The sequence below is a fragment of the Acinetobacter sp. AB03 genome (genome assembly GCF_058107045.1).
The window spans coordinates 1,136,726-1,148,462 of the sequence record NZ_JBUEBA010000002.1; the positions used below are offsets into that span (position 1 = coordinate 1,136,726).

General features: G+C 42.8%; 8 protein-coding genes and 1 tRNA gene. All 9 read left to right on the top strand.

Translation table 11 applies throughout. The features are described from left to right. Positions 1 to 29: 29 nt before the first annotated feature. The gene (gene nirB, locus ACY3FQ_RS05905) at positions 30 to 2,576 is read left to right on the top strand and encodes a nitrite reductase large subunit NirB (protein WP_348959634.1); all 2,547 of its coding nucleotides are present in this window, start codon (positions 30 to 32) and stop codon (positions 2,574 to 2,576) included. Between the two features lie 94 nt (positions 2,577 to 2,670). Then, a complete protein-coding gene (nirD, locus tag ACY3FQ_RS05910; protein ID WP_279697760.1) occupies positions 2,671 to 4,281 on the top strand; it encodes a nitrite reductase small subunit NirD in 1,611 nt (536 codons plus the stop codon). Positions 4,282 to 4,356: 75 nt separating this feature from the next. Further along, positions 4,357 to 7,149, top strand: coding sequence for a molybdopterin-dependent oxidoreductase (locus tag ACY3FQ_RS05915; protein WP_489773698.1), 2,793 nt, complete (start codon positions 4,357 to 4,359; stop codon positions 7,147 to 7,149). Beyond that, positions 7,146 to 7,772, top strand: a complete 627-nt coding sequence (mobA, locus tag ACY3FQ_RS05920) for a molybdenum cofactor guanylyltransferase (RefSeq protein WP_279665288.1) — start codon at positions 7,146 to 7,148, stop codon at positions 7,770 to 7,772. Before ACY3FQ_RS05915 ends, mobA begins: the two co-directional genes overlap by 4 nt. A 346-nt stretch (positions 7,773 to 8,118) precedes the next feature. Beyond that, positions 8,119 to 9,147 (top strand): GTP 3',8-cyclase MoaA, encoded by a 1,029-nt coding sequence (moaA, locus tag ACY3FQ_RS05925; protein WP_279043971.1) that lies wholly within the window; start codon positions 8,119 to 8,121, stop codon positions 9,145 to 9,147. A 1-nt stretch (position 9,148) separates the two neighbouring features. Further along, positions 9,149 to 9,415: a MoaD/ThiS family protein gene (locus ACY3FQ_RS05930; RefSeq protein WP_279043970.1), complete on the top strand. Its 267-nt coding sequence runs from the start codon at positions 9,149 to 9,151 to the stop codon at positions 9,413 to 9,415. Between the two features lies 1 nt (position 9,416). Continuing rightward, positions 9,417 to 9,920, top strand: a complete 504-nt coding sequence (locus tag ACY3FQ_RS05935; RefSeq protein ID WP_279677899.1) for a molybdenum cofactor biosynthesis protein MoaE — start codon at positions 9,417 to 9,419, stop codon at positions 9,918 to 9,920. A 190-nt stretch (positions 9,921 to 10,110) separates the two neighbouring features. Continuing rightward, complete coding sequence (gene cysS, locus ACY3FQ_RS05940; RefSeq protein ID WP_126037127.1) at positions 10,111 to 11,532, top strand: cysteine--tRNA ligase; 1,422 nt, start codon at positions 10,111 to 10,113, stop codon at positions 11,530 to 11,532. A gap of 64 nt (positions 11,533 to 11,596) precedes the next feature. Then, positions 11,597 to 11,672: transfer RNA gene (locus tag ACY3FQ_RS05945), tRNA-Gly, on the top strand. Positions 11,673 to 11,737: the final 65 nt, after the last annotated feature.

Consider the following 11,737-nt stretch of genomic DNA (forward strand, 5'->3'; position numbering starts at 1 on the left):
GAACAAATGAAATATTGCGGAGAAAGAATATGAAAATCATCATGATTGGTCATGGCATGGTTGGCCACAAATTTATCGAATCAGTACTCGAACATGTGGGTGATGATGTTGAAATTACCATCTTGGCCGAAGAACCGCGCTTGGCTTATGACCGCGTACATTTGACTGAATATTTCAGTGGTAAATCAGCAAAGGATTTAACCCTTTGTCGTACAGATTTTGCTGATGCTTATGGCATAGATTTACGTTTAAACACCAAAGCGGTTGCAATTGATCAAAGCCATAAAACGGTGACGACGAATCATGGTGATGTTCTTAGTTTTGACAAATTAATCTTGGCAACAGGTTCATACGCTTTTGTTCCGCCTATTTCGGGTAATGACCGTGAAAACTGCTTTGTTTACCGAACCATTGAAGACTTAGATGCGATTCGTGCTGCAAGTCTCAATGCTAAATCAGGTGTGGTAATTGGTGGCGGTTTATTGGGCCTAGAAGCCGCTAAGGCGCTACGGGATCTAAACTTGGAAACACATGTGGTTGAGTTTGCACCGCGTCTCATGGCGGTTCAAATTGATGACTTGGGCGGAAAGGTTCTACGTGCAAAAATTGAAAACTTAGGCGTAAAAGTCCATACCCAAAAAGCGACTTCATCAATTGAGGAGGGTGCTACGACTAAGCATGTGATGAAATTTGGAGATGGTTCTGAGCTTGAAACAGACATCATTTTGTTCTCAGCGGGTATTCGCCCACGTGATGAGTTGGCGCGTCAAAGTGGTTTAGCGCTTGGAGAGCGTGGCGGGATCATGATTAATGATTATTGCCAAACGTCAAATCCAGATATTTATGCTATTGGTGAATGTGCACTGTGGCAAAACAAAATTTATGGTCTGGTGGCACCGGGCTATGACATGGCACGTATTGCAGCAAAACATGTCACTGAACAAGCTTGTGCTGAATTTGCGGGTGCAGACATGAGCACCAAGTTGAAACTGATGGGCGTTGATGTTGCTTCGGTCGGTGATGCACATGCGATGACACCGAATGCACTCAGTTATTTCTATGCCGACGAAGATACACAAGTCTATAAAAAAATCGTGGTAAATGCCGAAAAGACTAAGCTACTTGGTGCAGTTTTAGTGGGCTGTGCAAAAGAGTACAACGACTTACTACAAATGATGCTGAATGGATTAGTGCTTCCAGAAAATCCTGAAAGTTTAATCATGCCGGGTTATGCACAATCCTCAAGTAAATCTGGCGGCAGTGGAGTTGATTTATTGCCAGACAGTGCAACCATTTGCTCATGTAATAATGTATCTAAAGCCGATATTTGCAGTGCAATTGCCGAGGGTTCAACGTCTCTAGGGGCCCTAAAAAAATGTACCAAAGCAGCTACTGCATGTGGTGGATGTGCACCATTAGTGACCCAAGTTTTAAAATCTGAATTACAACGCCAAGGCGTGACCGTGAATAACCATATTTGTGAGCACTTTGCCTACTCACGTCAAGAGCTGTATCACTTGGTACGGGTTAATGAAATCAAAACTTTTGATGACCTGATCCAACAACATGGTCATGGTTTGGGCTGTGATATTTGTAAGCCAACAGCAGCCAATATTTTAGCGTCGTGTTGGAATGACTTTGTTTTGAAACCAAGCCATGCAGGTCTACAAGACAGTAATGATTACTACCTAGGAAATATTCAAAAAGATGGTTCTTATTCTGTCGTCCCACGGATGGCAGGCGGTGAAGTGACGCCTGATGGCTTAATTGCTGTGGGGCAAATTGCTAAAGAATATGGTTTATATACCAAGCTCACTGGTGGGCAACGTGTCGATATGTTTGGTGCGCAAATTCATCAACTTCCTGAAATTTGGGAAAAGCTCATCGCGGCGGGCTTTGAGTCAGGCCATGCGTATGGGAAATCGCTGCGTACAGTGAAGTCTTGTGTCGGCAGTACATGGTGTCGTTACGGTGTGGATGACTCGGTTGGTTTAGCTATTTTCCTAGAGAACCGCTACAAAGGCTTACGTTCACCGCACAAATTAAAAATGGCTGTTTCAGGCTGTACCCGTGAATGTGCCGAAGCGCAAAGTAAAGATGTCGGTGTGATTGCCACTGAAAAAGGCTGGAACCTGTATGTCTGCGGTAATGGCGGGATGAAGCCTCGCCATGCCGAGTTATTGGCTTCAGATCTTGACACTCAAACTTTAATTAAATACATCGACCGATTTTTTATGTTCTATGTGCAAACCGCAGACCGTTTACAACGAACTTCGGTATGGCGCGACAACATGGAAGGTGGTTTAGATTATCTCAAAGATGTGGTTGTGCATGATTCTTTAGGTCTAGCTGCTGAACTCGAACGTCGTATGAGCCATGTGGTGGGGACTTATCAAGATGAATGGCGTACGGCTGTCGAAGACCCAGAAGTACGTAAACGCTTCGTGACTTTCATCAATGCCAAAGCTGAGCAACAACAAGATCCGCATATTCAGTTTGCAGAAGTTCGTGGCCAGATTCGTCCTAAAACTGCGGCTGAACGAGATCGTAGCCGTATTCCAGTGGTTGAAGCTTAAAAAATTAGGGTATTCAAACTTCTTTCTTCAGCACTCTCTCAAAAGCAAAAATAGAGGGACTAAATGAATGAATAAGTTTAAAAGGATCAAGATGATGACAATTTTAAAAGAAATGAATGAGCTAGATTGGGTTGATGTCTGTGCGCTAGATGATCTAACGCCAAATACAGGCGTAGGTGCACTTATTGAACATCAGCAAATTGCTATTTTTCGTGTCGGTGCTGAAAAGCGGGTATATGCCTTGAGCAATCAGGATCCATTTAGCCAAGCTTTTGTAATGTCGCGCGGCATTATTGGTGATTTACAAGGTGAGCGGGTGGTGGCATCCCCGATTTACAAACAGCATTTTAGTTTGGCGACAGGACGTTGTTTGGAAGATAAAGATCAGAAACTATTGGTTTTTCCAAGTAAAATTGAAAATGGCCGAGTGTGGATTAGTCCGACACCACAAAAAACCTACATCACCAACACAGGTGCATCTCAGGAAAAAATGAAGTTGGTGCTGGTTGGTAATGGCCTAGCGGGGATGCGTTGTTTGGAAGATTTACTCGACATGGCACCAGACCGTTATGACGTGACAGTGATTGGTGAAGAGCCTTGGGGGAACTATAACCGTATTATGTTATCGCCAGTGTTGTCAGGCGATAAAACCATTGACGACATCATGTTGCATCCACATGCATGGTATAGCGACAAAGGGATTCGTTTCATTGCGGGGGATCCTGCGGTACGTATAGACCGTCCTCGTAAGCAGGTCTATACCGAAAAAGGAGAAGTGGTTGATTATGATCGTTTAATTTTAGCGACAGGTTCGAAACCGTTCATTCCTCCAATTGCTGGAGCAGATTTGAAAGGTGTCATTAGTTTCCGAGATATCTACGACATCAACACCATGCTGGATTACTGCAAGACCAAGAAAAATGCCGTGGTAATCGGTGGTGGACTGTTGGGACTTGAAGCTGCATATGGCCTCAAACAACGCGGGATGAATGTCACGGTTTTACATCTGATGGATCGTGTTATGGAGCGCCAATTAGACAGTAAAGCCAGCCAAATGCTACGCCATAGTATTGAACAAAAGGGTATCTCCATTATTACTGAGGCCAATACTGAAGCATTGGTGGGTGTAGATGGTCATGTCACTCAAATTCGCTTGAAAGACGGTACAGTCTTAGCGGCTGATCTTGTAGTTTTTGCAGTTGGTATTCGTCCGAACATGGCACTTGCACAAAGTGCAGGACTGCGCTGTAACCGTGGTGTATTGGTGAATGACACCATGCAGACTTTTGACCCAAGTATTTACGCCGTAGGCGAGTGTATTGAACATCGTAGCCAGACTTTTGGCTTGGTTGAGCCACTTTGGGGGCAGGCGTTCATTTGTGCCTCACATTTGGCGGAGCATGGCAGCTTAACGTTCAAAGCACCAACTGTTCCGACACAGTTAAAGGTAAGTGGCTGTGATGTGTTCTCAGCGGGTAATTTTGAACCGAAGGATGACTTTGAAGACATCATTTTAAATGATGAAAAACGTCAGATTTATAAACGCATTATTATTCAAAAGGATAAGGTCGTTGGTGCGGTGTTGTTTGGGGATACCGAAGATGGTGTTTGGTATGCAGAACTTATTTCGGATCAAACCCCAATTTCCTCAATTCGAAATAAACTGTTATTTGGTAAAGATTTTGCATTAAAAAAAGCAGGGTAAAACCTTCCACTAACCCCTTCTAAAAAGGAGGGGGTGATTTTAAGTATTTGCCATAGATAAAGGAGCGAAGCAGAAATGAATAGTATCCCTGTAATGGAACTGCATAGCTCCACAGAAAAAATGATTACAACCACGCAAACCACCTGCCCATATTGTGGGGTGGGGTGTGGGGTAACAGCAACTGTTGAAGAAACGGCTTTAAGGCAAAAAGTGTCTGTAGTGGGCGATGCTCAGCATCCATCTAATTTCGGAAAGTTGTGCATTAAAGGCAGTAATTTAGCCGACACGGTAGGTTTAGAAACGCGCGTCTTACATCCCATGTTGGGGCGTAAACCGCAACGTGAAGTAAGTTCATGGGATACCGCAACAGATTTAATCGCCAACAAATTTCAACATTATATCGATCAATATGGGCCTGAAAGTATTGCTTTTTATGTCTCAGGTCAACTGCTGACTGAAGACTATTATGTGGTCAATAAATTTGTTAAAGGCTACCTCGGTACGGCCAATATCGACACCAATTCACGGTTGTGTATGTCTTCAGCCGTTGCTGCGCATAAACGCGCTTTTGGGGAAGATTTAGTCCCAGCCAGTTATAGTGATTTTGAGCATACCGATATGGTGGTTTTGGTGGGTTCAAATACCGCATGGTGTCATCCTGTACTGTATCAACGCATCATGAAAGCCAAAGAGGAGCGAGATCTTTTTGTCGTCGTGATTGACCCACGTTTTACTGCAACCTGTGAGGCGGCTGACTTACACTTACCGATTTTACCGGGTCAAGATGTCGCGCTGTTCAATGGTCTATTACAGTATTTAGCAACCAATCATTATACCGATACCGATTTTATTGAAAAGCATACTCAAGGCTTAGAACAAGCGCTGGCAAGCAGTGCTTCTGAAGCATCCATAGCGAGTGTGAGCGAACGGACGGGGATTTCTGTTGAAAAATTAACACTCTTTTTTGAAAAATTTGCTCAAACAGAAAAAGTGATGAGCTTATTTTCAATGGGGGTAAATCAGTCTTCACGTGGCGTAGACAAAGCCAATAGCATTACCAACTGTCATTTGTTAACTGGCAAAATTGGAAAATTGGGCGCTGCACCTTTTTCGATGACGGGCCAGCCGAATGCAATGGGCGGACGTGAAGTGGGTGGCCTTGCCAATATGTTGGCTGCCCATATGGATTTGGATAATCCAAAGCATCAACAATTGGTTCAACAATTTTGGCACAGTCCAACCATTGCAAAGCAAGTGGGTTTAAAAGCTGTCGACCTTTTTGAAGCGGTCGAAGCTGGAAAAATTAAAGCCATTTGGATTATGGCGACCAATCCTGTGGTGAGTTTACCCAATGCCGATCAGGTGAAACGTGCACTAGAGAATTGTGAGTTTGTGGTGGTGTCAGACATTTGTCTAGATACCGATACCACGCAATATGCCGATGTGTTGCTGCCTGCATTAGGTTGGGGTGAAAAAGACGGCACGGTGACTAATTCTGAACGCCGTATTTCTAGACAGCGTGCTTTTTTAGACATTCCAGAACAAGCACAAGCCGATTGGTGGTCGGTTTCACAAGTGGCGAAAAAATTAGGATTTCAGGGTTTTGACTTTGAAAGTAGTCATGACATTTTCAAAGAACATGCCCAGCTCTCAGCTTATCAAAATGCAGAAATCGATTTACGTTCATCGACTGAAACATTCCGCTATTTCAATTTGGCAGGTCTGAAGAATCTTTCATTTGATGACTACCAAGAGCTTGAACCGACGCAATGGCCTGTGCTCGTACCTTTGAAAAATGGCCAAACCACACCAAACACTTTTGCCCAATTATTTAAAGATGGTCAGTTTAGTCACGCAGATGGTAAAGCCAAGTTTATTGCAACAACGGCAGTTGGTGCGGTGAATCCAATTAGCAGTGAGTATCCATTGGTGCTGAATACAGGACGCATTCGCGATCAATGGCATACCATGACACGTACAGGTTTATCAGCCAATTTAAGTACGCATAAAGCAGAACCTTATTGTGAAATTCACCCAAATGATGCTTTGAAATATGGTTTAAAAGATGGGGAGCTGGTGGAGATCAAATCAGCTTGGGGAAATTGTGTGCTACGTGCCACAGTCAGTGACAATATCCGCCGTGGACAGATTTTTGCACCGATTCACTGGAGTGATCAATTCGCATCTGATGCACGGATTGGCAAAGTGGTGAATCCTGTTGTGGATGCTATTTCGGGAGAACCTGAGTTCAAACATACCCCTGTGATGATTCATCCGTTTTATACGCAATGGCAAGGCGTGTTTTATGTCAGAACGGGCTTTGAACATTTGGTGCAACAAAGTATTGAACAAAGCATTTGGTGGACCAAAATCAAAACGTCCAAAGCTACTCGTTATGAGCTGGCAGATCGCCGACGTTTTACGGAAACTACGGAACAACTCAAAGCTTTATTGCCTTTTGATGATGAAAGTTTTGAATGGCTTAATTTAGAAGATAAAACGGCCCATATCAGTCATAGTGTGGTGTTACAAGATGGCCACCTCATTGCGAGTCTGTATATTGCGCCCAAAGCGTTATTGCCAGATCGAGACTGGGTGGCAAGTCTGTTTAAGCGCGAACGCTTAAGTGCTATGCATCGGAAGGCTTTATTGGCAGGGCAAGCCATGTCAATGACTAATAGCGATGGCCCACTGGTCTGTAGCTGTTTTAAAGTTGGGAAAAATCGTATTATCGATGTCATTAAAGAAAAAAATATCACCCATGAAAAACAAGTCACTGCATGCTTAAAGGCAGGAGGCAATTGCGGTTCTTGCTTACCTGAAATTCGAGGTCTGATCAAAGCTTGTCAAACGGAGGATGTAGAATGAAAAGAAAAATATTCAAACCCGTGAGTTACCCAGAAACTGAAGTTGTTATTTTGGCGGGTGGTCAGGCGCGCCGTATGAATGGTATTAATAAACTCTTGCAAAAATTTGATGATGAAATTCAACTCATCAAAATACACCAGCAATTGAAGTCACGTGCCAGTAAGGTATGGGTCAATAGCCATCGAGATCATTCCATTTATGAGCGGTTGATTCCATCGATTGGCTTTTTTGAAGATGAGGCAACAGGCTTTCAAGGGCCCTTGATGGGGATGAAAAGTGCATGGACACATGTGCAATCAGACTATCTGCTGTTCGTACCCTGTGATGTGACTTTTATTCCGAAAAAAGTGTTTTCACGGCTACATCAGGCGATGCAACAAGATCCGAACTGTGGTGTCGTTATTGTAGAAATCAATGACCGTGCACTGTATCCGTTTTGTTTGTTAAAACGGAGCAGTTTGCCGACATTGATTCAGCACCTTGAGCAAAATCAGCGCAGTTTAAGGCAGTGTTTTGCAGATCTGCACCCACAAGTGGCACGATTTAAAAATCATGCACTGTTTTTTCATAGCATCAACTCTTTGGATGAGCTACAACAGCATCGGCAACTCAATTTTTTATGAATACCTCAGATATTGAAGAGAGGAGGTTTGTGTCGAGAGTAGAAGATGTTGCCATAAACTGATTTGACTGTTTAAATAAAAATCTATAAAAGAACCAAATAAGTATTCATGTTGATACTAAATTTATTATAAAAACAATCATTTGAAATAAATTTAGAGGGAGTCGTTATTTTATTTAGATTATAAATGTATGCAGCAGTGATCACTCATTGCGGCGGTGAACTGAAATACTCAAAATTTAGAAAGTGCACAAAGTTGGAACAGTTATTGCAAAATATACTTCAGAAAATAGGGCGTGAAATATGAACTGCACCCACATCGCTCAAAGGACGCATAGGTAAGACAGATGAACAGCATGACCCATGTATCTGCAGTTAGAGTATTCCAAGATCAGTTTGGACGTGAAAAGCGCAAACTACGAATCTCGGTGACGGATCGTTGTAATTTTAAATGCGTCTATTGCATGCCAGAACATCCCGAATGGATGAAAAAACACGACTTGCTCAGCTTTGAAGATCTTTATCGTTTTTGCAAATTTATGGTGCAGCATGGCGTTGAGCAAATTCGTATCACGGGGGGTGAACCGTTGATGCGCCAAGGTGTGGTACATTTTATCGAACAGTTACAAAGCCTAAAAAAACAGGGGTTGAAGCGTATTTCCATGACCACCAATGGTCATTATTTAAAACAATATGCCGTTGCTTTAAAGCAAGCAGGGTTAGATGATTTAAATATTAGTCTAGACAGTTTAGATGCCGAGCAATTTCAACACCTCACCAAGAAACAACTACATACAGTGTTGGAAGGCATTCAGGCTGCACAACAGCTTAGTTTTAACATCAAAATCAATACTGTGCTGATGAAGGGCATCAATGATGATCAAATTGTCCCTTTGGTGCAGTGGGCAAAGCAGCAAAAGGTAGAACTGCGTTTTATTGAGTTTATGCCTTTAGATGGCGATCAAAATTGGTCGCAAGCCGATGTCGTCACTGAACAAGAGATTTTGTCCCAACTCAGCTCGCAATTTACGGTGCAAGTGCTTGAAGGACAAGGTGCCAATCCAGCGCGTAGTTATCGGGTAGATGGTGGGAAGGTTGGGATTATCTCTACCATTAGCAACTCGTTTTGTGGGGAATGTGATCGACTGCGGTTGAATGCGCAAGGTGAGTTTTATAATTGTCTTTTTGCCAAGCAAGGCTTAAATTTAAAGTCAGACATTCAACAACTTGCCCAAATCAATCAGCATGAAGCCTTTGTTTTAGAGGGGAAACTTTCAACTTATGTTTGGCATAAAGAGCAAGGCTTTCATGCTATTCAAAAACAGCAATTGCATCAACCTGTGCGAAAAATCAGTATGCATATGATTGGAGGTTAGGATGACTCAGGAATTAAACAACGTGATTAGAGTGAAGATCGAAGCTTTTGGTGCGATTGAACGGCAGTTACCCCCCAATTTAATGCTGCAATGTGAGCCTGATTCATCAGTTGCAGCGGTATTAAAGGATGTCGTTGCTCAATACCCAGCTGTCCACACATTATTGGAGCGCTGTGCCTGTGCAATGGGTGAAGACATTATTCCAAGGCAGACTATTTTAAGTCGAGATTGTACTTTGGTATTGTTGTCCCCTGTGGCAGGAGGTTGATATGGAATTAAAACAATTTCCGCGGATTCAAACAGTGGTTTTTAGTCAAAATGACTTTGATGGCATCCAACATTTTCCTGAGTGTGGTGGCATTGGCATATTCATTGGCACAGTGCGGAATCACCATCAAGGTAAAGCTGTAAAAGCATTGAAATATACCGCTTATGCACCTGTCGCTGAAAAAATGATTCGTCAAATTGAACAAGAAATCCAATTAAAATATGGCGTGTCTTATGTTCGGGTGGTGCATCGTATTGGTGCTTTAGATATTGGTGATACTGCGATTATTGCGATGGCTTATGCCGCGCACCGTCGTGAAGCCTTTCAAGCCTGTGAGGAAGCAGTAGAGCGGGTGAAACATGAAGTTCCTGTCTGGAAAGAGGAGTTTTATGTGGATGGTACCAGTCAGTATGTCGAGGGTTGCTGTATTCGAACAGATCATGAGGTGCCAAAACCTCATAGCCATGAGCATTGCGAGCATGTACATGTTCATGTTCATCCTTAGCACAGTGCGTCATGTAGTGCCAATATTTACCAGTAACCCCTTTCAGATCTGAATAAAGGAAATTTAGTAATAGTTGAGTATGAATGAAAAGTGGCGAGATAATTGAAAGAAAAATCTTCTGAAAACTTTATGAAAAATAATGCTTAGGTTAAGATGATCCATTCTTATATTTGAAGTCTTTTGAATCGCTATGCAACCATTTGTTCTATATAACTCAGAGCAACGCAAAAAAGTAGAATTCGTACCTCGTGTTGAGGGGCATATTGATATGTATGTCTGCGGTATGACGGTGTATGACTACTGTCATATTGGACATGCGCGCGTGATGGTTGCATTTGACTATATTATTCGCTTCCTGCGTAGCCAAGGTTGGAGCGTGAAATATGTACGTAACATTACCGACATTGACGACAAAATCATTAAACGTGCCAATGAAAATGGCGAGTCGATTACTCAACTGACAGACCGCTTTATTCAAGCGATGAATGAAGATGCTGAAAATCTAGGCTGTTTACATCCAGACGAAGCACCGCGTGCAACGGACTATATTGATCAAATGCAAAGCATGATTGGTAATCTGGTTGAAAAGGGTACAGCTTATCCATCTGCCAATGGTGATGTGTATTTCCAAGTGGAAAAATTCGCCAAGTATGGTCGTCTTTCGGGTCGTAAACTGGAAGATATGCAGGCGGGTGCATCTGAACGTGTCGATGTTGAAGTTGAGAAAAAACATCCCTTTGACTTTGTACTTTGGAAACATGCCAAAGAAAATGAACCTGCATGGGCTTCGCCGTGGGGCAAAGGTCGTCCGGGCTGGCATATTGAATGTTCTGCGATGTCGACTTGCTGCCTAGGGAACCATTTTGACATTCATGGTGGTGGTTCAGACTTGATGTTCCCGCACCATGAAAATGAAATTGCACAGTCTGAGGCTTCAACTGGCGAGCAGTATGTCAACTACTGGATGCATGTCGGTTTCATCAACGTTGATGGCGAGAAAATGTCGAAGTCATTGGGCAATTTCTTTACCATTCGTGATGTGATGGATAAGTTCCATCCTGAAGTGATTCGCTACTTCATTGTGTCATCACACTATCGTAGCCCTGTGAACTTCTCTGATGTTGCCTTAAAAGAAGCAAAAACAGCACTGTCACGTTTCTATCATTCATTCAAAGCTTATCAACAAGCCTATGGTGATACGCAAGTCGATACCTTAGATGAAACATTGCTTGAGCGTTTCAATAGTGCCATGCGTGATGACTTCAATACCGCTGAAGCCATTGCGGTATTGTTTGAAGTGAACAAAGAATTGAACCGTGCCGTGAAAGAGCAACAAGCGGAACAAGCGGCGATTTACTATGCAACTTTGCGTCATTTAACCAATACTCTAGGTTTGGTTCAGCACAATGTTGAAGAATTCCTGAAGTCTGATATTGGGCAAGAGGCTTTGGCTTTGTCTGAAGAGCAAATTGAAGATTTGATTCAACAACGTCAAGATGCGAAAAAAGCCAAAGAATTTGCCAAAGCGGATCAAATTCGTCAGTCCTTGTTAGATCAAGGTGTGGTTTTGGAAGACACTCGCCAAGGGACAATCTGGCGTCGTGCTGATTAATTCAGCAATTGCATTATAGAGTGTTGACAGTTTGATGAAACTCTCTATAATGCACATCCATATTGCGGGAATAGCTCAGTTGGTAGAGCACAACCTTGCCAAGGTTGGGGTCGCGAGTTCGAGTCTCGTTTCCCGCTCCAAAATTTAAAAAGCCTCAAGTTTAACTTGGGGTTTTTTTATGCCTGTAATTTGAGTGTGTTGAAAA